The organism is Asanoa ferruginea, assembly GCF_003387075.1.
GTDB classification, from domain to species: domain Bacteria; phylum Actinomycetota; class Actinomycetes; order Mycobacteriales; family Micromonosporaceae; genus Asanoa; species Asanoa ferruginea.
In genome coordinates this window covers 6,671,801-6,691,882 of record NZ_QUMQ01000001.1, presented here as the reverse complement: position 1 = coordinate 6,691,882, position 20,082 = coordinate 6,671,801, and the positions used below count along the sequence as shown (strand labels likewise).

The window sequence follows — 20,082 nt, the reverse complement described above, 5'->3', positions numbered from 1 at the left end:
TTCAAGACCTAGATCGTCTCGTCACACAACCTTGACCAACCTCCCTGGACAGCACACCTAGACCAGCACCGCGCCGCCGTCGACGAGCAGCACGGTGCCGGTGGCCATCGGCTGCTCCATCGCGTAGACGTAGGCCAGCGCGACGTCTTCCGGCTCGCCGGCCCGGCCGACCGGCAGCGACCCGGCGAGCTGGTCGAACATCGCCCGCTGCTCGTCGTCGCTCATGCCCGCCGCCCACATCGGGCTGCGGGTGACCCCGGGCGCGATCGCGTTGACCCGCACCGGCGCGAGTTCCAGCGCGAGTTGCCGGGTCAGCGCCTCGATGGCACCGCAGATGCTGGCGCCGAGCGCCCAGCCCGGCGCCGACCGCTGCGAGGCGTTTCCGCCGGTCAGCACCACGCTGCCGGCCGTGCTCAGGGTGCCGGCGGCGCGCACCGCCCGGATCACGGCCAGCGCGCCGAACAGCCGGGTCGCGTAGAAGCGGGCGGCCACGTCGGTCGTGAGGTCGGCCAGCATGGTCAGCGCCAGCGGCTCGCCGGCCGTGTAGACCAGGTGATCGATCGCACCGGCCCGCTCGGCCAGCCCGGCCACCGAGGTCGCGTCGGTGAGGTCGACGGTCGCGCCTTCCGCACCGGCCGGCAGCGCGCTGAGGGCCCGCTCGACGCGGTCCCGGTTGCGCGACGCCACGACCGGTGTCGCGCCCCGCGCGGCGACCGCCTGGGCGACCGCGAGGCCGAGCCCGGACGTGCCGCCGACCAGCAGCACCCGCTGCCCCTCCAGTGCCATGGCTCCAGCCTGGCCGGTGCCGGGCGGTCATGGGGCGGGATCCACCAAATGGCCGGTCAAAGGGTGGCCCGGCGGCGGCAGAATGGGTGGCACAGGGAGGTCGCGATGGCCGACGACGGCGAGCACGTGGTGTTCAGCGACGAGGAGGCCGCCTTCCTGCGGCACGTCCGGTTCGGCGAGCTACCGCCCCGGGTGCTCCCCGAAGACCTGGTCGAGCTGCACGAGACCGACCCGCCCCAGGCCAAGCCCGACAACCACCTCGACGACAGCCACTGGCGCTCTTCCTAGCCGACGCGGTCCAGGAAGGATCGCACCGCGCTCGCGTAGCCGGCGGGATCGACGTTCCACGACGCCACGTGGCCGCCGCCGCGGGTCGAGACGAGCGTGACCAGCTCGGGGCGGGCCGCGGCCAGCGCGTGCGCGCGGTCGGTGCGCACCAGCAGGTCGTCTTCGTCGACGAAGAGCAGGGTGGGCACGGTCAGCTCGCCCGGGTGCTGGTCGAGGCGGGCCAGCGAGAGCCGGCCGCGCCACTCGACGAAGCGCTTCGCCGACCAGGTCACCGGCGCCGGCAGGTGGCGCAGCTCGGCCTGATAGTCGATCACCGCGCGCCAGGAGAGCACCGGGCTGTCCAGCACCACCGCGCGCACGAGTGCCGCGTCGGCCACCGGCAGCCGGCGCAGGGCGGTCAGGGTGATGCCGCCGCCCATCGACCAGCCGAACACGACGATGCCGGTGGCGCCGTGCTCGCGGGCGTAGCGGATCGCCGCCGCCAGGTCACGCCATTCGGTGTCGCCCAGGTGGTAGTAGCCGTCCGGGCTGGCCGGCGCGTCGGGGTCGTTGCGATAGCCGATCACCAGCGTGGTCAGCCCGGCACCGGCCACGGTCGGCAGCACCCGCAGCGCCTCGTGCTTGCTCGCACCCCGGCCATGCAGGGCGATCGCCCACGCGCCCGCCCGCTCGCCGTCGGGTGCGGGCACCAGCCAGGCCGGCAGGTCGCCGAGCTGGCCCGGCACCGGGACGGCCGCGAAGTCCAGCCCGAACGCGGCCTTCGGGTCGGTGCTGAACACGTTGTAGTCGACGGTGGCCGCGAGGCCCGGCCGCAACTCGCCCTGCTGGCGCTCGACGATCTCGCGAACGACGGTGTCGCCGTCGACCTCCACGCGCGCCGACAGCCGCACCGCGCCGTCGGGCCAGGCCAGCCCGACCTCGACCGGCTTGGCGGTGTCGAGATCGCGGCTGAGCGTGACCGTGTCGCCGGCCACGCCGAGCACCCGCACCGGCAGGTCGCGGCTGTGGTCGACACCGAGCAGCTCACCGGCGAAGTAGTAGCCGGCGCCGGCAGTGCCGAACGCGCCGGTCACCGCGGCCGCCAACGCGCCGCCGACGATCCGCCGCCGGGTCACCGCCGCCATCACCACATCGGCAACATCATCACAAAACCGAAGATCATGCGACGGTACGGTGACCGACGTCCCACCGCTCGCCCGGAGGCGGATCAGTAGCGCCGGCGGCGCAGCAGCACCACGGCGCCGCTGGTGACGATCACGGCGAGGGCGGTCAGCGCGACCATCGGCACGTGCTCCCACAGGTCGCTGTCGGGTCGGACGGCGACCCGGGGGTGGCCGTCGGCCGACGGCGCGAAGAACAGCACAGTGACCGCGACCACCGCGATCGCGATGGCGCCCGCCCGCAGCAACCGGCGGATGACCATGGAACGCATGGATCGACGTTAACGGCGCCGGGCCGGGATCAACGCCGAATTAACGGCTATCTAATCCAGACTTGCGAATGTTCTATTCCACGCCGTCATCGCGCGGCCACCCGGCGGTCGCCCGGGGCCGGTAGGCAGGGCACGAACAGTTGATCCCCATCGGAGGGAGCACGACGTGGCATCGCAGAACTGGAGCCGCCGGGGCCTGCTCGGCGCCGCCGCCGCACTCGGCACCACCGCCGCGCTCGGCGGCGCGCCGGCCGTCGCGGGCACACCCACCCTCGCCCGCCGCCGCCCGGTGCTGACACACGGTGTGCAGACCGGCGACGCCGTCGGCGGCGCGGCCAACGTGTGGACCCGCGCCGACCGGGCCGGCCGGCTGCTGGTCGACGTCAGCGACCGCCCCGACCTGCGGCACGCCCGCACCGTCGCCGGGCCGCTGCTGGGGCCCGACACCGACTTCACCGGCCGGGTGCGGCTGCGCGGCCTGCGCGAGGGCCGCAAGACCTACTACCGGGTCCGCGTGGTCGGCGAGCGCGGTGTCGCGAGCGAGCCGATCACCGGGTCGCTGACCGTTCCCGGTGGCCACGACGGCATCCGGTTCGTCTGGACCGGCGACATCGCGGGCCAGGGCTGGGGCATCAACCCCGACCTCGGCGGCATGCGGATCTTCGAGGCGATGCGCCGGGTGCGCCCCGACTTCTACCTGTGCAGCGGCGACACGGTCTACGCCGACGGCCCGCTGGTCGAGTCGGTGCCGCTGGCCGACGGGCGGGTGTGGCGCAACCTGGTCACGCCCGAGAAGAGCAAGGTCGCCGAGACCCTGGCGGAATACCGCGGCCAGTTCGCCTACAACCTGCTCGACGCCAACGTGCGCCGGTTCTTCGCCGAGGTGCCGCAGCTCAACCAGTGGGACGACCACGAGGTGACCAACAACTGGTACCCCGGTGAGCTCCTCGACGACGCCCGCTACACCGAGAAGCGGGTCGACGTGCTCGCCGCGCGCAGCCGCCAGGCCTTCTACGAGTGGACGCCGATCACGCCCGGGCCGGTCTACCGGAAGGTCTCCTACGGCCCGCTGCTCGACATCTTCGTGCTCGACATGCGCACCTTCAAAGACGTCAACGACGGCAACGTGTACGCGGACCCGCGCCGCGGCCTGCTCGGCGAGGCCCAGCGCCGGTGGCTGACCGAGGGGCTGCGCCGGTCGACGGCGACCTGGAAGGTGATCGCCAACGACCTGCCGCTCGGCCTGGTCGTGCCCGACGGCGCGACCGCGCAGGAAGGCGTCGCGCAGGGCGACAACGGCGCGCCGCTCGGCCGCGAACTCGAGTTCGCCAGCATCCTGCGCGACGCCCACCGCCACCGGGTGAGCGGCATCGTGCTGCTCACCGCCGACGTGCACTACACGGCCGCACACCACTACGACCCGGCCCGGGCCGCGATCGGCGACTTCACCCCCTTCTGGGAGTTCGTCTCCGGCCCCGCCAACGCCGGCGCGTTCGGCCCCAACGCGCTCGACGGCACGTTCGGCCCGACCGCCGCCTTCGTGCACGCGCCACCGGAGGCCAACACCTCGCCGCTGGACGGTTTCCAGCACTTCGGCGAGGTAAGCATCGACGGCCGCAGCCGCGAGCTGACCGTCAAGCTGCGCGACCTCGACGGCAGTGTGTTGTGGGCCACAACCCTTACGCCGCCTTGGCGTTTCTGACCTCTTCTCGATCGGGCGAAGCGAGAGCAGACTCAGGCGCGGCGACCGTGCTCTCCGGTCGCCGCGCCCCACCACAGGAGGACCGCACATGTCCGACGCTTCCGATCTCCAGCAGATCACCGACGCCAACGCCAGCGGCCGCAAGCCGGTCGTCTTCGTCCACGGGTTGTGGCTGCTGCCCAGCAGCTGGGACCGGTGGGCGGCGCTGTTCGCCGAGGCCGGTTACGCCCCGGTCGCACCCGGTTGGCCCGACGACCCCGACACCGTCGAAGAGGCCAACGCCCACCCCGAGGTGATGGCCAACAAGAGCGTCGGCCAGGTCGCCGACCACTTCTGCGACCTGATCGGCAAGCTCGACCAGAAGCCGGCCATCATCGGTCACTCCTTCGGCGGCCTGCTCGCCCAGATCAGCGCGGGCCGCGGCCTGTCGGCGGCGACGGTCGCGATCGACCCGGCGCCGTTCCGCGGCGTGCTGCCGCTGCCGATCTCGGCGCTGCGCTCGGCCTCACCGGTGCTCAGCAACCCGGCCAACTACCACCGCGCGGTGCCGCTGACCTACGAGCAGTTCCGCTACGCGTTCGCCAACGCGGTGAGCGAGGAAGAGGCCCGCGAGCTCTACGCGGAATACGCCGTGCCGGCACCGGGCGAGCCGCTGTTCCAGGCCGCGGTGGCCAACTTCAACCCGTGGACCGAGGTCGCGGTCGACACCGAGACCCCCGAACGCGGCCCGCTGCTGGTCATCTCCGGCGAGAAGGACCACACGGTCCCGCACGCCATCGCCCACGCGTCCTACGAGCGGCAGGCCCGCAACAAGGCCGCGGTGACCGAGTTCGTCGAGATCAAGGGCCGCGGCCACGCCCTGACCATCGACAGCGGCTGGCGCGAGGTCGCCGACACCGCCCTCGCCTTCGTGCAGCGCTTCTAGAACTCTTCCCAGGTCTTCGGGTCCTGCTTGACGGGCGCGCCGACGTCGAGGGCGGTGATCGCCGCGACGTCGGCGGGCTCGAGGGAAAACTCGAAGATGTCGGCGTTGAGCCGCTGGCGGTCCGGGTTGCTCGAGTGCGGCGTCGTGGTGATGTCGCGCTCGATCAGCCAGCGGAGCACCACCTGCGACGGCGCGACGCCGAGCCGGTCGGCGATGCCGGTCACGGTCGGGTGCTCGAGGATGCCCCCGTTGCGCTCCAGCGGCCGCCACGCCTGCACGACCGTGCCGCCACGGGACACCGCCTCGACCACGTCGACCTGGGCGTGCGTCGGCGAGACCTGGATCTGGTCGACCGCGGGCTGCACCCCGGTCGCCGCGACGATGGCGGCGATGTGGTCGTCGAGGAAGTTGGAGACGCCGACCGAGCGGATCAGGCCCTCCTGCTGGAGCGCGACCATCTCCACGTACGACTCGACGTAGCGGCCCAGCAGCGGCAATGGCCAGTGGATCAGGTAGAGGTCGACGTAGTCGAGGCCGAGCCGCTCCAGCGAGGCGGAGAAGCCCTCCCGCACGTAGGGCTTGCCCTGGTCGCGGCCCGCCAGCTTGGTGGTGACGAAGAAGTCCTCGCGCGGCAGGCCGCTCTCCCGGATGGCCGCGCCGACCGCGTCCTCGTTGCCGTATCTGCTCGCGGTGTCGATCAGCCGGTAGCCCAGCTCGATCGCGGCGAGGATCGAGTCCGTCAACTGGCGCCCCTGCAACGGCCAGGTGCCCAGGCCCAGCCAGGGCATCTGGTAGCCGTCGTTGAGCGTACGCGTCGGAATAGAGATCTTGGCCATGCCCGCCAGCTTAGGCTGTGGCCTCCGGGACGAAAGGATGGCGCCATGGCACAGCCTGTCGTGCACTTCGAGATCATCGGAACGGACCCCTCGGGGTTGCGAGACTACTACGGCAACCTGTTCGGCTGGCGGTTCGACACCAGCAACCCGGTCGTCGAGGAGGTCTCCGTCCCCGACGACTACGGATTCGTCCAGCCGGAGGGCGACGGGATCCCCGGTGGCGTCGGCGGTGGGCCCGGTTACCCGGCCCAGACCGTGTTCTACGTCTTCGTGCCCAACGTCGAGGAGGCGTTGCTGGCCGCCGAGCGGCTCGGCGGCACCCGGCGGATGGGCCCGAGCCGGCGGCCCGACGGCGGCCTGGTCGTCGGCCACTTCACCGACCCGGAGGGCAACCTGATGGGGCTGGCCGGCCCGGAGTGATCAGGGGGCGATCCGGTCCAGCCACTCGCCGAGCAGCACCCGCTCGGCCGGGCTGAACCGGTCGGCGACGGCCGGCAGCGCGGCCTTGAGCGCGACCGCCGGCGACCCGACCCCGTCGCTGGTCGGCGCCGCCAGCACCGCGGCCAGGACCGCGTCGCGCAGGTTGTGCGAGAGCGCGCGGTGCTGCTCGAGCGTGCCGGTGCCCTGTGCGGCGATCAGCGCGAGGGTGGCGCCGACGCTGGCCGCGTACACCATCGGGGTCGCGGTTTCGACCGGCACCCGCAGCCGGCCGGCGGCCGCGACCCGGCGCAGGATGCCGGCGAGCAGGTCGTGCCCCTCGCCGCTGATCGCCGAGGGCTGGCTGGGCCGGGAGTCGCTGAAGATCAGCTTGTAGAGGGCCGGGTTGGCCAGCCCGAACTCGACGTGCAGGTCCCAGCCGGCGACCAGGTCGGCCAGCGGGTCGTCATATTTCTCGCCGGAGCGCTTCTGCTCCAAATAGCTGGCCCACGCCCCGTCGGCGACCGCCGCGAACAGGCCGGCCATGTCACCGAACTGCCGGTAGATGGTCTGGGCCTGGACGCCCGCCGCCGCGCTGACCGCCCGCGTCGAGACGGCCTCGCGACCACCGCTGGCCAGGAGGTGGGCCGCCGCGGCGAGGATCCGTTCCCGGGGTGTTGTCACCGCCACATGTTAGCACCGATCACGTTCTGGCGTGAGCGGTGCTAACGTGGCCGGCATGACGACAATCGGCACACGCAAGTTGGGTACGACCGGACCGGTCGTCGGCGCGCTCGGCCTGGGCGCGATGGGCATGTCTGACATGTACGGCCCGGCCGACGAAACCGAAAGTATCGCTACGATCCACGCCGCTCTGGACTCCGGGCTGAACCTGATCGACACCGCCGACTTCTACGGCTCCGGACACAACGAGATGCTGATCTCCCGCGCGCTGCGCGGCCGGCGCCGCGAAGACGTCGTGCTCAGCGTCAAGTTCGGCAGCCGGAAGAACCCGGACGGCTCGTTCCAGCCGGTCCCCTACGACGTGTCGGCGTCGGCCGTGCGCGACCGCCTGGCCCAGTCGCTGCGCCGGCTGGAGACCGACTACATCGACATCTACCGGCCGTCGCGCCTCAACCCCGACATCCCCATCGAGGAGACCGTCGGCGCACTGCGCGACATGCAGGAGGCCGGCTACATCCGCCACATCGGACTGTCCGAAGTGGGCGCCTCCACGATCCGGCGGGCAGCGGCGGTGGCGCCGATCAGCGACCTCCAGATCGAATACTCGCTGCTGTCCCGTGGCCCGGAGCAGGAGATCATCCCGACGTTGCGCGAGCTCGGCATCGGCCTGACCGCCTATGGCGTGCTGTCCCGCGGGCTGCTCAGCGGCCAGTGGACGGTCAACCAGGAGCTCGGCGCGCGCGACTTCCGCTCGGCGCTCCCCCGGTTCAGCGGCGACAACCTGGCCGCCAACCTGCGCCTGGTCGAGGAGCTCGCCCGGGTCGCCGCGGACCTCGGCGCGACCACCAGCCAGGTCGCGATCGCGTGGGTCGCCGCTCAGGGCGCCGACGTGGTGCCGCTGGTCGGTGCCCGCCGTCGGGACCGCCTCGCCGAGTCGCTCGGTGCGGCCGAGCTGACCCTCTCCCCCGAGGTGCTCGCCCGGATCGAGGCCGCGGTTCCGGCCGGTGCCGCCGCCGGCGGCCGCTACATGGACCAGCAGCTCCACTTGCTGGACAGCGAGCGCTGAGCGGCCCGGGTAACCTGATCGGGTGCCCAAGATCGCAACCGCCGACCGGGTCGACCGCGACCAGCTCATCGAGTTCGTCCGCACCCGGCACCGGCTCACCCTGGTGACCTTCCGCCGCGACGGCCGTCCGCAACTGTCCCCGGTTTCGGGCGGCGTCGACGGCGCGGGCCGGATCGTGATCTCCACTTATCCGGACCGCGCCAAGGCGGTCAACCTGCGCCGCAACCCGGCCGCCAGCGTGCTGGTCCACTCCGACGACTGGAACGACCCCTACGTCCAGGTCGACGGCACGGCCGAGGTGCTCGACATGCCGGCGGCGGAGACCGAGGACGCGCTGGTCGACTACTTCCGCTGCATCGCCGGCGAACACCCGGACTGGGCGGAATACCGCGAGGCGATGCGCCGGCAGGGCAAGTCGCTGATCCGCGTCACGATCGACACCTGGGGCCCGATCGCGACCGGCGGCTTCCCGCCGGACCGCGCGCCGGCCTAGATCGACCTCGGCATCCCGAACCTCGCCAGGATGCCGCTCTCGAAGCGGGTCAGCGCGCTGATCCGGCCGCCGTCGACAGTGAGCACGTAAAGGCCGGTGCCGTGGCTGACCCCGTCGGGGCCGTGCACGTAGGCACCGAACGCCGGCTGCCCGTTGGCCCGGGTCGGCACGAGGTCGAACCGGCGGCCGGCCCCGAAGATGGCGGCGCAGAAGCGGGCGACGGCGTCGCGGCCCTCGTACTCGAAAGGCATCGGCGGCATCGACATGAAGACGTCGTCGGTGAGCAGCGCCACCAGCGCCTCGACGTCTGCCGACTGCCAGGCGTCGACGAACTGGGCCACGACGGCTTCCTCGGCGGCCGGCGCGGTGGCGACCGGCGGCGCCGGAAGGGCGGCACGGGCCCGCTTGAGCGCGCTCTTCACCGACTCGACGCTGCGGTCGAGCATCTCGGCCACCTCGGCGGCGTGGAAGCCGAGCACGTCACGCAGGATCAGCACGGCGACCTGCCGCGGCGGCAACGTCTGTAGCGCGGTCACGAAGGCCAGCGAGACCGATTCCGACTGCTCGTAGCGGTCCTCCGGCCCGAGCAGCACGTCGGGGATCGGTTCCAGCCAGACCACCTCACCGAGGCGGGTCGGCTCGGGCCGTTCGACGTTGGGCACGTCCCACTCCTTGGCCGGGCGCCGGCTGGCCGACCGGCGCGCGTTGAGGCACCGGTTGGTGGCGATCCGGTAGAGCCACGTGCGCAGCGAGGCGCGGCCTTCGTACCCGTGGAGGCTTTGCCAGGCCGCCAGCAGCGTCTCCTGAAGGATGTCCTCGGCGTCCTGTATCGACCCGAGCATCCGGTAGCAGTGCACCAGCAGTTCGCGCCGGTAGGGCTCGGTCAGCTCCTGGAACGCCTCTCCGCTCCCGGCCCGCGCCCGCGTGATCGCGTCTGTCATGTCTTCACCCTCTCGCTTCTCCCTGTGTCGACACCGGCCGAGGCGGAAAGGGGGCGCCCCTTTCGCGGCCGGTGCGGTGTCGGTATCGGTGACAGCAACTCACCGTGCGAGGAGAGACCAGCCATGGCAAAGATCATCATCAGCCAGAACATCACGCTCGACGGCGTCGTGCAGGACCCGACCGGCGAGGGCGACTTCGACCGCGGCGGCTGGTTCAACGGAATCAGCGACGCCGACCGGACCGCATGGGCCGCGGCCGAATACGAGGAGGCGCTGGCCGCCTCGGCGATGCTGCTGGGCCGGCGCAGCTACGACTACTTCGCCACCCGCTGGGCGGACCGACCCGGCGACTGGGCCGACCGCCTCCGGGAACTGCCCAAATACGTCATCTCCACAACCCTGCAAGACCCGCAATGGCCCCACACCACGGTCCTCCCGAGCGGCGACGCGCTGACCGCGACGAAGGAACTGAAGGAAACCCTCAACGGCGAGATCGTGGTGTACGCCAGCCTGCCGCTGGCGCGAACCCTGATCGAGAACGACCTGGCCGACGAGGTGCGCCTGATGGTCTACCCAACCGTGCTGGGCGCCGGCGACCGCCTGTTCGGCGAGACCAGCAGCGCCAAGCCGATGCGCCTGGTCGACGCCCGCACGGTCGGCGACAGCCTCGCCTTCCTCACCTATCGACTCGGCGCCTAGCTACCGCTCGACGGCCCTCGGCGGGGTGGGGGCCGTCGAGCGGGGGCCGTCGAGCGGGGTCGTCGAGCTGGAGCCGGCGCAGCACGAGCCAGAGTGCCGCGCCGAGGAGGACGCCGGCCACGCTGTCGGTGAGCCAGTGGAAGCCGAGGTAGGTGATCGCGGCGAAGACGATCACCACGGGGGTGATCAGGATGGCGCGGCGGACGACAGTGGACAGCGGGCGGCGGAGGGCGCGCTCGATCAGCAGCACCAGGATCGGATACCAGATCAGGGTGTTGACGGCGTGGCCGGACGGATAGGACCAGCCGGCGTCGTTGGCGAACAGCTCGACCGCGTCGGGCCACGGTGCGTGCGGCGCGGAGCGGTCGGCGGCAATCTTCAGCGGGACGACCACCACGTAGCTGGTCGCGGCCGTGACGAGGACCAGCAGGACCGGGCGCAGGGTGCGGTCGCGGGCCGCCAGCACGCCCGCGACCACGATCAGGATCGCGGCGAGCAGGTTGGCCGAACCGAGGAAGTAGAGAGTCTTGGCAACCAGCCGCGCGGGCTCGGGGCGGTGCGCGTCGCTCCAGTCGCGGACGGCCACGTCGACGTCGAGGAACACGCCCGCGGCCAACGCCCAGGTCAGCACCGCGAAACCGGCGACCAGCGCCAATGCCGTGCGCCACCCGGGCCGGCTCATCCACCAGAGGGTAGCCATCGACGGCCGTGCGCACTGTCCCGTGGCATGGGTCGGCCGGGCGGCGGGTACAGAGAGGTGCATGAAGCCGAGTTGGACGATCTACCCAGTCGTCGCCGCGGTGACGGCGATTCTGCTGGCCATGGTGGTCCGGGACAGTCTGGGGCCGGGCGGCGCCTGGGTGTTCTTCATCGTGCCGCTGCTGGCCGTGGTCGCGGTCGCCACGGTGTTCCGGCGGACCCGCCGCGGTTAGGCGACCAGGGCCTCGAGCAACGCCCGGAGGGCGGGCTGGGTCAGCGAGCCCTCGCGTACCGCCGCGTAGATCGTCCTGGTCGGCTCCGGACGGCGGACCCGGCGGACGGCGACGCCCGGGTGGCGGGCGCACAGGCCGAGTCGCGGGATCAGGCTGACGCCGAGGCCGGCCGCCACGAAACCCTGTGCCGTGGCGTAGTCCTCCGACGTCGCCACGATGTCCGGGGTGAAGCCCGCCGCGGCGCAGGCCGCGATGATCGGTTCCCGGCACGGGCCCGGCGGCTCGCTGCCCACCCACGGTTCCACCGCGAGGTCGGCCAGGTCGACCACCCGGCGCGCGGCGAGCGGGTGGCCGGTCGGCAGCACCGCCTGGTAGGCGTCCTCGCGCAACCGCACGAGACTGACCCCGGGGCGGCTTTCGGCGCCCGGGTGGCGGACCACGACGGCCAGGTCGACCTCACCCTGCTCCACCAACGGTTCCGGGTCCTCGAGATCGCTCAGCTTGGGGTCGATCGCCACGCCCGGGTGCGCGCGGCGGGCCCGGGCCAGGGCCGGCGCCAGCATCGTCGGGCCGATCGAGGCGAAATAGCGGACCGCCAGCCGGCCCGTCCGCCCAGCCCGCAGGTCGGCCAGCGCGGTCTCGGCCTCGGCGACATGCTGGCTGATCACGGCCGCGTGGCCCGTCAGCAGCCGGCCGGCCGCCGTGGGGCGGACGCCTCGGCCGACCCGCTCCAGCAGGGCGATCCCCGCCTCCTTCTCCAGCGCGGCCACCTGCTGGCTGACCGCCGACGGGGTGAAGCCCAGGTGGGCGGCCGCGGCCGTCACCGAACCGCTGGATACCACCGCCCGAAGGACCTGCATGCGACGCATATCAAGCATGTAGCAGAACTTAACGGATGTGCAGAACTCTTCGCTTGTCCTTCCAGGTCGGCCAGGGCAGCGTGCAGGCCGTGGACAGAACGTTGCGGGTGGGCGTGCTCGCCCTGTTGTGGGGATCGACCTTCCTCTGGATCGAGCTCGCGCTCGACGCGCTGACGCCGGTGCAGGTCACCCTCAGCCGGTGCCTGCTCGGCTCGGCCGCCCTCCTGGTCACCTGCTGGGCCACCGGCAAGCGACTGCCGCGCGGCCGGGCGGTCTGGGGTCACATCGTGGTGGCCGCGTTCTTCTGCAACGCCTTGCCGTTCGCCATGTTCAGCGTCGGCCAGCAGACCATCGACTCGGGCGTAGCCGGCGTGCTGAATGCGACGACGCCACTGTGGACACTGCTGATCCGCGCCGAGCGGGGCCTGCCGCCGGTCCGGCTGCTCGGTGTCGGGCTCGGCTTCGCGGGCGTCGTGCTGATCTTCGCGCCCTGGCAGAGCACCGGGACCATCGGTTGGGGCGCGCTCGCGATCGTCGTCGCGGCGGCGAGCTATGCGGTCGGCTTCGCCTACATGGGCCGCAACCTCGTCGGCCGGGGCATCCCCACGATCTCCCTGTCCGCCGCGCAACTTCTGGCGGCGACCGGCCTGACCGCGCTGACCCTGCCGGCGGGTGGCCTGACGCCGCTACACCTCGGCCCGGCACGGCTGATCGGGGTGCTGATCCTGGGCGTCGCCGCGACCGGGGTGACCTTCCACCTCACCTACCGGATCATCGCCGCCGAGGGCGCCACCAACGCCGCGACCGTCGGCTACCTGCTGCCGGTAGTCTCGGTGGCGCTGGGTGTCGTCGTGCTCGGCGAGGATTTCAGCTTCCGGATCGCCGCGGGCATGGCGATCGTGCTGATCGGGGTCGCCCTCACCCGCTGGGCGAAGCGGCCCCCTGCGGCCGGCAGCACCCTCGCCCCTGCGAGCGGGACCGGCTAGCCAGCGGCGACCGGTTCCAGGATCACGACCGCGGTCTCGCGGGAGCGCAGCGACGCGTACCCGTCGAGGTCCTTGTCGATCGTCCGCCAGCGGTCCCAGAGGCGGGCGCGTTCGTCGTCGACCGCCGGCCGGGCCCGGACCTGCCGTGACCCACCCTTGACCTCGACACGGGCCTCCGGGTTGGCCAGGAGGTTGAGCCACCAGGCCGGCTCCGCGTCGCCCCAGCCGTTCATCGCGAGCGTGACCAGGTTGGGCCCGTCCTCGAAATAGCCGACGATCACGCTCCGCTGCTGGCCGCTGCGCCGACCGGTGGTGGTCAGCCGCAGCGCGCCCCAGCGGTTGGGGCGGGGCCGCCACAGGCCCAGCCGGCCACCGCCGAGGCGGTAGATGCCGCGGTGCACCGACCAGGCCGTCCGGACGAACCAGCGCGGCGGAACCTTCACCCGAGCGGCCATCGCGACACCTCCGCGCCTCAGCGTGGCGCACCCGCGCAAGCAGCGAGCCGCTAGTGACGCAGGCCCAACCGGCTGTGCAGGCGGGCCAGCGGGCGCGGCGACCACCAGTTCCACCGGCCGAGCATGGTCATCGTCGCCGGCACCAGGACGCAGCGGACCAGGGTCGCGTCGACCGCCACCGCGACCGCCAGGCCCAGGCCGATCTGTTGCACCGTGCCGATCCGGCCGGTCAGGAAGCAGCTGAACACGATGACCATGAGCAGCGCGGCCGAGGTGATGATGCGGCCCGACCGTTGCAGGCCGCGGCGCACGGCCAGGTCGTTGGGCACGCCCTGGTCGACCTGTTCCTTGATCCGGGCGAGCAGGAACACCTCGTAGTCCATCGACAGGCCGAACGCGAACGCGAACACCGTCACCAGCACGAACGGGCTGATCCCGCCGACCACGTGGGTGTGCAGCAGGCCGGACAGCACGCCGTGCTCGAAGACCGCGCTCAGCACGCCGAAGGTGGCGCCGAGCGAGACCACGTTCATCACGACCGCCTTGACCGGCACGACCAGCGAACCGGTCATCGCCCAGAGCAGCACGACCATGGCGATCAAGGTCAACGCGATGGCGTACGGCAGCCGCGACAACAGCAGGCCGTTGAGATCTTTGTGGATCGCGGCGATGCCGGTGACCCACGAGTCGACCCCGGCGGGCCGGTCGGCCCGGGCCGCCGACACCAGGCGCAGCGCCGCGTCGCCCTCGGCGTCGCCGACCGCGTCGATGTCGACGGTCGCCACGCCCGGTGCGATCTGGTCGGCCTGCCGCACGCCGGCGATGTCCGCCGACGGCAGCGACCGGGCCCACGCTTCGAGCGTGGCGGCGTCGGTGCGGGCGACCACGGTGATCGCCGGCTGGTCGGGCTGGCCGAACTCGGTGGCCAGCGTGTCGATCACCCGGACCGACTCGAGCGAGCGGGGCAGGCCGTCGAGGTCTTCCACCTTGATCTTCATGGTCAGCAGCGGGAAGCCGGCGGCGATCAGCACCAGCGCGGTGGCCAGGGCGGTGACCAGCGGCCGGCGCTGCACACCCCGGGCCAGGCCCCAGAAGAAGCCTCCGTCGGAGGATCCCGCGGCGACCTGCCGCTTCGACGGCTTGATCCGGCGCCGGAACAGGCCGACCAGGGCCGCGGTGAAGGTCAGCGACATCAGCAGGGCGACCAGCGCGACGGACACGCCCGCGGCACCCATCGCGGACAGGCCGGTGACACCGAACACCAGCATCCCGGCCAGGGCGGCGGCGACCGTCAGGGCCGAGAACAGGATGGTGCGGCCGGCCGTCGCCCAGGCCGCGCCGATCGCATCGAGCGGCTCGCGGCCGGCGGCCAACTCGTCGCGGTAGCGGGCGACCAGCAACAGTCCATAGTCGACGGACAGGCCGAGGCCCATCAGCGTCACCACGGTGACCGCGTTCTGGTCGAGCGTGGTGATGGTGGAGAAGAAGAGCAGCACGGAGAACGAGCCGGCGATCGAGACGATCGCGCCGAGCACCGGGACCAGGGCGGCGAGCAGGCCGCCGAACACGAAGATCAGCACGAGCAGGGTGATCGGCAGGGAGAGCTGCTCGGCGAACGACAGGTCTTTCTGGGCCTGTTCGTTGGCCTGCTTGTTGACCAGGCGGCCACCGCCGACCTCGACCGTCGCGTCCGGCTGGCCGGCCGCGACCAGGGCCGGACCGAGGGTACGGAGTTCGGCCTCCACGGCGTCGGTGGCGGTGTCGAGCGCGTCGCCGGACAGCTCGCCGAGCCGCGCCTGCACCAGCAGGCCGCGGCCGTCCTTCGCCCGCAGCGCGGCGGCCGCGGGGCTGTCGGCGAACGGCGTGACCACGCCGGTCACCCCGGCGACCCCGCCGACCCGGGCGGCACCGTCGGTCACGGCAGCGCGTACCCCCGGTGCGTTGGGGTCAATGCCCCTGACCACCGCGACGATCGCACCGGACGACGTGGACGCGTCGGCGATGACGTCGCTGCCCGCGACCGACTCGAGCGACGACGGGCCCTGGCTGTCGTCGAGGCCGGCGAACACGGGACCGGCCGCGAACCCGCCGGCCACGACGGCGACCAGCCAGAGGCCGACCACCGCCCAGCGGTGCCGGAAGCACCAGCGGCCGAGCCGGCCGAGCAGCGTTGTGCGGGCCGGTGCCGGCGCCACCTCGGTGCGGACCGCCGGAGTCGTCTGCGTCATACCGGAGATCCTGCCGCTGGGTTCACCCGCGCCGCCTCCGGGGTCCGCCCGGACCGGACCCCGACGGGGAAGTTGGGGGGAATGGTCACGTTAGCCGGATGGACAGACCCTTGCCGCCGAACTCTTCGCACACGTACGCCGGCTCCCGCGCGCTGCCCAACCCCGGCTCGTGCCGGTAGCCGATGTCGTCGAACTCGTGCAGCTCCTTGGCCCCGGTGGTGATCAGCCAGCGGGCGAACGCGCCGCGGGCGATCTTCGCGTGGACGACGATGAACTTCGGTTCGCCGGACTTCGGGTCGAGGGTGAGGAACTTCGGCGTGACGATCCGCTCCGGGTCGACGAACTTGGTGACGGTCCTGCTGTATTCCGCCGCGGCCAGGTTGACGATCTGCCCGCGGGCCGGGAGCTGCTCGGCGATCGCGCTGCCCCAGAACTGGTAGAGGTTGCCGCTGGGCAGGCGATAACCCATTTCCAGCCGGTAGGGGCGGATGCCGTCGAACGGCCGCAGGATGCCGTAGAGGCCCGACAGGATGCGCAGGTGCGTGTCGGCGTAGCGGCGCTGTGCGGCGGTGAACGAGTCGACCTGGAGCCCGCTGTAGATGTCGCCGACGAAGCACTCGGCGGCCGGCGCGACGCCGTCGGTGCCCCAGTCGGCGTATTGCTGCCGGGTCTTCTCCGCCAGCTCGGCCGAGACGGTCATCATCTTCGCCAGCTTCGCCGCCGGCACTGCCCGCAGCTCGTCGACCAGTTCGCGCGCCTTGTCGATCAGCACGGGAGTGCCGGTCGCCTTATGTCCGGTGCTCGGCACCCGCATGGTCTTCGAGCTGTGCATCAGGATGATCACAAGCCCATTTTGCCTGGTACGGGTGGCGGCCGGCACCCGGGTGCCGGCCGCCGCGCCCCCGTTGGCTATTCGTTGCGGGCCGTCTCCGGGCCGGTGATCCGGCGCAGCAGGGGCAGGGTCGCCGCGATGATCGCGAGCGACGCCGCCAGCCCGCCGGCCACGATCAGGTAGTAACCCGCGCCCGGGGCGTGCAGCGAATAGTCGAGCTGGGCCCGCAGGAACAGCGCGGCCGCGAGGAAGCCCGTCCCGATCGCCACCGCGGCGACGACCAGGAGCGGCACCGCGCTCTCCAGGCCGACCACGGCCCGCAGCATCCGGATCCGCACGCCGGTCAGCCGCAGCACGCTGAACGGCCGTTTGCGGTCGCTCAGGCCGGCGATCACGCTGACCGCCAGGCTGCATCCGGCGATTGGCAGGCTGGCCAGGATCACCACGTCGGCGAGCCGCTGGAACTGCACCAGGGTGCGGGCCGAGTCGGCCTCCCACTCCGCCTCGGTGGCCGGGAAGCGGCCCCACGGGTTCATTTCCGCGAGCGCCGTGCGGGCCCGTTCCTTGGCGGCGGCCGACCCGTCGGTCTCCACCACGACCGAGAGCAGCCGCAGCGAGCCGAGATCGGTGATGGTCGACGCGGGCCAGACCCGCTCGTCGGGCGTCGTGCCCGGTTCGCGCGGCCCGATCAGGTCGGACCAGACCGCCGCGGTCGCGGCACCGGACGGGCAGCGGCCGAACTCGGGCGTCCTGGCCAGGTCGGCGCAGCTGATCAGGCCGGGGCCCTGCGGGTTGTGGGAATCGCCGGAGATCTCCCGCAGGTTCTCCCGCACCGTGATCACCGCTGTGACGCCGGGGATGGCGGACAGGCCGGCGGGGATGTCCGCTATGGATGGTGCCGGCGTGCCCGGGACCAGGCTGTCGGGCCAGAAGGTCTGCGAGAGCGACGTGGCCGCGACCGAGTCACCGGCCGGCGTGGTGCGCTCGGCCACGTAGGAGGTGATCGCGCCGCTGGCGGCGGTCATCACGAACAGGGCGACCACCAGGCCGCTGACGGCCCGGAAGGCGGCCATCGGGTCGTCGCTGAGCCGCCGGCCGGCGATCAGCGCGGCGGGTCGCTGGGCCCGCTGCGCCACCAGTCTTGCCGCGCGCATGGTCAGCCAGGGTCCGGCCAGCACCAGACCGATCACGATCAGCACCGCGCCGGCGATGTAGGCGAAGGTCTGGCCGTTGGTGGTCTCCGGCTTGCGGCCGACGAACCAGGCCAGTTCGGCGATGCCGGCGACCAGCGGGATCACTCGCCAGGCGCGCGGCGGCTTCGGGGTGACCCGGCGGGACACGCCGAGGGGCGAGATCCGCACCCGGCGGAGCGCGAGCCGCGCGGCGACCGCGGCGCCGATCGGGATGCCGAGGCCGACCGCGAGCACGTCGACCAGGCTCAGTCCCAGGTCGTCGGGGAAGAACGTGGCGCCGGTGAACGGGATCGCCGCGAGCCCCGGTCGCAGGGCGACGAAGACGCCGAAGCCGAGCAGCATGCCGGCGACCGCGGCGACCGTCGACTCCACGGTGGCCAGCACGGAGACCTGTCGTGGGGTGGCGCCGATCAGCCGCATGGCCGCGAAGCGTTGCTCGCGCCGGGCGGCGGAGAGCCGGGTCGCGGTGCCGATGAAGATGAGCACCGGGAAGATCAGCGCCGCCGCGATCACCGACAGCGTGACGGTGAACATCGTGTTGTTGAGGCCGACGACGCAGCGGGAGCAGTTGGCCGGGTCGGTGGTCAGGATCCGGCTGACCTTCGCGGCGGCCGGCTGGTCGGCCAACGCGTCGAGCGGCTGACCGACAATGACCAGCAGGCTGTCGGGCGACGGCAACGCCGCGTCGCCGACCACGCCGACCTCCCGGCCGGGGAAACGGTCGCCGAGTTCGGCGGCCGGCGTCGTCTTCAGCAGGTCGTGCAGCGCCGGCGAGGCGTAGAACTCACCCGGGCCGGGCAGGGCCGCGATGCCGGGCGGAACCGGGGCGGCCGGGCCGGTCGCGGCGACGTCGATCCGGCCCAGTTGCTCGCCGTGGAAGTAGTCTTCCCGGGCCAGCCACCAGACCGGGTCGACACCCGCGACGGCGACCGTGGTCGACGGGTCGGCGCCGGTGTTGAGCCAGGCGTAGCGCAGGTTCTGCGTCTTGGTGGCGTTGATGCCGGCCAGGGTGGCCAGCAGCAGGCCGGTGCCGAGTGCCACCGCCACGGCGACGACGACCAGCCGCACGGCCGCCTCGCGGCCACCGGCGACGGCGAGCCGCAGACCGAGCCGGATCACGACAGCACCGGCGCGGTGACCTTGCCGTCGCGGACGATGACCTCGCGGTCGGCGTACGCGGCGACCCGGGCCTCGTGGGTGACGACCACGACCGTGGTGCCCTGCTCGCGGGCCGAGGCGACCAGCAGGTCAAGCACGTGCTCGCCGGTGAGCGAGTCGAGCGAACCCGTCGGCTCGTCGGCGAACAGCACCCGCGGCCGCGCGACCAGCCCCCGGGCCAGCGCGACCCGCTGCGCCTGGCCGCCGGACAGCTCGCCGGAGCGGCGCTGTTGCAGGCCTTCGAGGTCGAGCCGGCCGAACCAGCCACTGGCCTCGGCCACCGCGGCCCGCCGCCGGGTGCCGGCCAAGAGCAATGGCAGCGCCACGTTCTCCACCGCGGTCAACTCGGGGACGAGTTGGCCGAACTGGAAGACGAAGCCGAACTCGTCGCGGCGCAGCGCGCTGCGGGCGCTCTCGTCGAGCGTGTCGACCCGGCGGCCGGCGATGTGGATCTCGCCGGCGTCGGGCACCAGGATGCCGGCCAGGCAGTGCAGCAGGGTCGACTTGCCGGAGCCGCTCGGGCCCATCACGGCTAGCACCTCGCCGGCGTCGACGGTGAGCGTGGCGCCGCGCAGGGCCGGCGTCTCGCCGAACGAGAGCGCGACCTCCCGCGCTTCGATCATCGGGCCGCTCGTCGCGCCGGTCACCGGGCCACCGCCTTGGCCAGGCCGTCGAGCCGCGCCACCGTGGTGTCGATCCAGCGCAGGTCGGCCTCCAGGTGGAACAGGCCGTGGTCGGCCAGCAGCGCGTCGACCAGGTTGCCGGCGCGCTTGATCTCGGTCAGCTCACGCATCCGGGCCAGGTGCGCACGGCGCTGGGTGTCGAGATATTCCTCCGCCGGGCGGCCCAGCATCAGCGCCAGCACCACCTTGGCGAACAGCACGGTCTGGAGGTGCGGCTCCGGCTCGAGCGGCTCGATCAGCCAGGCGTTGACCTCGGACGCGCCGGTCTCGGTGATGACGTAGCGCTTGCGCTCCGGCCCGTCGCCGGGCTCGACCGCGATCACCACCTTGCCGTCGCGGGCGAGGCGGGAGAGCGTCGCGTAGACCTGCCCGAACGGCAGCGGCTTGCCGCGACCGAAGAAGGCGTCGTAGTCGCGCTTGAGGTCGTAGCCGTGGCTGGGCTCGCGCTCCAACAGGCCGAGCAGCGTGAGAGGAACACTCATGCGG

The 20,082-nt window shown here is 72.4% G+C and carries 23 protein-coding genes; 9 read left to right on the top strand and 14 right to left on the bottom strand.

Annotated features, from left to right (window positions below):
* Positions 1–57 precede the first annotated feature (57 nt).
* A complete protein-coding gene (locus DFJ67_RS31255; RefSeq protein WP_116071666.1) occupies positions 58–786 on the bottom strand; it encodes an SDR family oxidoreductase in 729 nt (242 codons plus the stop codon).
* Positions 787–891: 105 nt separating this feature from the next.
* On the opposite strand from DFJ67_RS31255, the gene DFJ67_RS31250 reads away from it, so the two are divergent.
* Positions 892–1,074 carry a hypothetical protein gene (locus DFJ67_RS31250; RefSeq protein WP_116071664.1) on the top strand — a complete coding sequence of 61 codons (183 nt, stop codon included), beginning with the start codon at positions 892–894 and terminating at the stop codon, positions 1,072–1,074.
* Here DFJ67_RS31250 and DFJ67_RS31245 read toward each other — a convergent pair.
* Together DFJ67_RS31245 and DFJ67_RS31240 are read right to left on the bottom strand one after the other, a co-directional pair.
* A complete protein-coding gene (locus DFJ67_RS31245) occupies positions 1,071–2,198 on the bottom strand; it encodes an alpha/beta hydrolase (protein ID WP_147315672.1) in 1,128 nt (375 codons plus the stop codon). The genes DFJ67_RS31250 and DFJ67_RS31245 overlap by 4 nt on opposite strands.
* Positions 2,199–2,281: 83 nt before the next feature.
* Positions 2,282–2,506 (bottom strand): hypothetical protein, encoded by a 225-nt coding sequence (locus DFJ67_RS31240; protein ID WP_147315671.1) that lies wholly within the window; start codon positions 2,504–2,506, stop codon positions 2,282–2,284.
* 166 nt (positions 2,507–2,672) lie between these two features.
* Here DFJ67_RS31240 and DFJ67_RS31235 point away from each other — a divergent pair, with 166 nt between their 5' ends.
* Both DFJ67_RS31235 and DFJ67_RS31230 read left to right on the top strand, forming a co-directional pair.
* Positions 2,673–4,208 (top strand): alkaline phosphatase D family protein, encoded by a 1,536-nt coding sequence (locus DFJ67_RS31235; RefSeq protein WP_116071657.1) that lies wholly within the window; start codon positions 2,673–2,675, stop codon positions 4,206–4,208.
* A gap of 88 nt (positions 4,209–4,296) precedes the next feature.
* Positions 4,297–5,133 (top strand): alpha/beta hydrolase, encoded by an 837-nt coding sequence (locus DFJ67_RS31230; RefSeq protein ID WP_116071655.1) that lies wholly within the window; start codon positions 4,297–4,299, stop codon positions 5,131–5,133.
* Here DFJ67_RS31230 and DFJ67_RS31225 read toward each other — a convergent pair.
* Positions 5,130–5,969, bottom strand: coding sequence for an aldo/keto reductase (locus tag DFJ67_RS31225; RefSeq protein WP_116071653.1), 840 nt, complete (start codon positions 5,967–5,969; stop codon positions 5,130–5,132). The genes DFJ67_RS31230 and DFJ67_RS31225 overlap by 4 nt on opposite strands.
* A 45-nt stretch (positions 5,970–6,014) precedes the next feature.
* On the opposite strand from DFJ67_RS31225, the gene DFJ67_RS31220 reads away from it, so the two are divergent.
* Positions 6,015–6,389: a VOC family protein gene (locus DFJ67_RS31220; protein ID WP_116071651.1), complete on the top strand. Its 375-nt coding sequence runs from the start codon at positions 6,015–6,017 to the stop codon at positions 6,387–6,389.
* Here DFJ67_RS31220 and DFJ67_RS31215 read toward each other — a convergent pair whose 3' ends face one another.
* On the bottom strand, positions 6,390–7,070 hold the full coding sequence (locus tag DFJ67_RS31215) for a TetR/AcrR family transcriptional regulator (protein WP_203783143.1): 681 nt from the start codon (positions 7,068–7,070) through the stop codon (positions 6,390–6,392).
* A 55-nt stretch (positions 7,071–7,125) separates the two neighbouring features.
* On the opposite strand from DFJ67_RS31215, the gene DFJ67_RS31210 reads away from it, so the two are divergent.
* Together DFJ67_RS31210 and DFJ67_RS31205 are read left to right on the top strand one after the other, a co-directional pair.
* A complete protein-coding gene (locus DFJ67_RS31210; RefSeq protein ID WP_116076849.1) occupies positions 7,126–8,136 on the top strand; it encodes an aldo/keto reductase in 1,011 nt (336 codons plus the stop codon).
* A gap of 22 nt (positions 8,137–8,158) precedes the next feature.
* A complete protein-coding gene (locus DFJ67_RS31205; protein ID WP_116071647.1) occupies positions 8,159–8,629 on the top strand; it encodes a PPOX class F420-dependent oxidoreductase in 471 nt (156 codons plus the stop codon).
* Here the strand turns inward: DFJ67_RS31205 and DFJ67_RS31200 are convergent.
* On the bottom strand, positions 8,626–9,570 hold the full coding sequence (locus DFJ67_RS31200; RefSeq protein ID WP_116071645.1) for a sigma-70 family RNA polymerase sigma factor: 945 nt from the start codon (positions 9,568–9,570) through the stop codon (positions 8,626–8,628). The genes DFJ67_RS31205 and DFJ67_RS31200 overlap by 4 nt on opposite strands.
* A 123-nt stretch (positions 9,571–9,693) precedes the next feature.
* Between DFJ67_RS31200 and DFJ67_RS31195 the strand changes: the two genes are divergently transcribed.
* Positions 9,694–10,269 (top strand): dihydrofolate reductase family protein, encoded by a 576-nt coding sequence (locus DFJ67_RS31195; protein ID WP_116071643.1) that lies wholly within the window; start codon positions 9,694–9,696, stop codon positions 10,267–10,269.
* On the opposite strand, the gene DFJ67_RS31190 is transcribed toward DFJ67_RS31195, so the two are convergent.
* Positions 10,247–10,951 carry a phosphatase PAP2 family protein gene (locus DFJ67_RS31190; RefSeq protein WP_170216066.1) on the bottom strand — a complete coding sequence of 235 codons (705 nt, stop codon included), beginning with the start codon at positions 10,949–10,951 and terminating at the stop codon, positions 10,247–10,249. The two genes, DFJ67_RS31195 and DFJ67_RS31190, sit on opposite strands and share 23 nt — an antisense overlap.
* 79 nt (positions 10,952–11,030) lie before the next feature.
* Here DFJ67_RS31190 and DFJ67_RS42980 point away from each other — a divergent pair, with 79 nt between their 5' ends.
* Positions 11,031–11,201, top strand: a complete 171-nt coding sequence (locus tag DFJ67_RS42980) for a hypothetical protein (protein ID WP_170216065.1) — start codon at positions 11,031–11,033, stop codon at positions 11,199–11,201.
* On the opposite strand, the gene DFJ67_RS31185 is transcribed toward DFJ67_RS42980, so the two are convergent.
* On the bottom strand, positions 11,198–12,061 hold the full coding sequence (locus DFJ67_RS31185; RefSeq protein WP_116071639.1) for a LysR family transcriptional regulator: 864 nt from the start codon (positions 12,059–12,061) through the stop codon (positions 11,198–11,200). The two genes, DFJ67_RS42980 and DFJ67_RS31185, sit on opposite strands and share 4 nt — an antisense overlap.
* A gap of 89 nt (positions 12,062–12,150) precedes the next feature.
* On the opposite strand from DFJ67_RS31185, the gene DFJ67_RS31180 reads away from it, so the two are divergent.
* Positions 12,151–13,047 carry a DMT family transporter gene (locus DFJ67_RS31180; protein ID WP_239096984.1) on the top strand — a complete coding sequence of 299 codons (897 nt, stop codon included), beginning with the start codon at positions 12,151–12,153 and terminating at the stop codon, positions 13,045–13,047.
* On the opposite strand, the gene DFJ67_RS31175 is transcribed toward DFJ67_RS31180, so the two are convergent.
* The 6 genes from DFJ67_RS31175 to DFJ67_RS31150 form a co-directional block, all read right to left on the bottom strand.
* Complete coding sequence (locus DFJ67_RS31175; RefSeq protein ID WP_116071635.1) at positions 13,044–13,502, bottom strand: nitroreductase/quinone reductase family protein; 459 nt, start codon at positions 13,500–13,502, stop codon at positions 13,044–13,046. The genes DFJ67_RS31180 and DFJ67_RS31175 overlap by 4 nt on opposite strands.
* Before the next feature lie 50 nt (positions 13,503–13,552).
* Positions 13,553–15,730, bottom strand: a complete 2,178-nt coding sequence (locus DFJ67_RS31170) for an MMPL family transporter (RefSeq protein ID WP_116071633.1) — start codon at positions 15,728–15,730, stop codon at positions 13,553–13,555.
* An 85-nt stretch (positions 15,731–15,815) separates the two neighbouring features.
* Entirely contained in the window at positions 15,816–16,574 is a 759-nt protein-coding gene (locus tag DFJ67_RS31165) for a YaaA family protein (protein ID WP_116071631.1), read from the bottom strand.
* A gap of 65 nt (positions 16,575–16,639) precedes the next feature.
* Positions 16,640–18,874, bottom strand: a complete 2,235-nt coding sequence (locus DFJ67_RS31160; protein WP_116071629.1) for an FtsX-like permease family protein — start codon at positions 18,872–18,874, stop codon at positions 16,640–16,642.
* Positions 18,871–19,536 carry an ABC transporter ATP-binding protein gene (locus DFJ67_RS31155; protein WP_116076847.1) on the bottom strand — a complete coding sequence of 222 codons (666 nt, stop codon included), beginning with the start codon at positions 19,534–19,536 and terminating at the stop codon, positions 18,871–18,873. Before DFJ67_RS31155 ends, DFJ67_RS31160 begins: the two co-directional genes overlap by 4 nt.
* A gap of 20 nt (positions 19,537–19,556) precedes the next feature.
* Complete coding sequence (locus tag DFJ67_RS31150) at positions 19,557–20,078, bottom strand: PadR family transcriptional regulator (RefSeq protein WP_116071627.1); 522 nt, start codon at positions 20,076–20,078, stop codon at positions 19,557–19,559.
* Between the last annotated feature and the right edge of the window lie 4 nt (positions 20,079–20,082).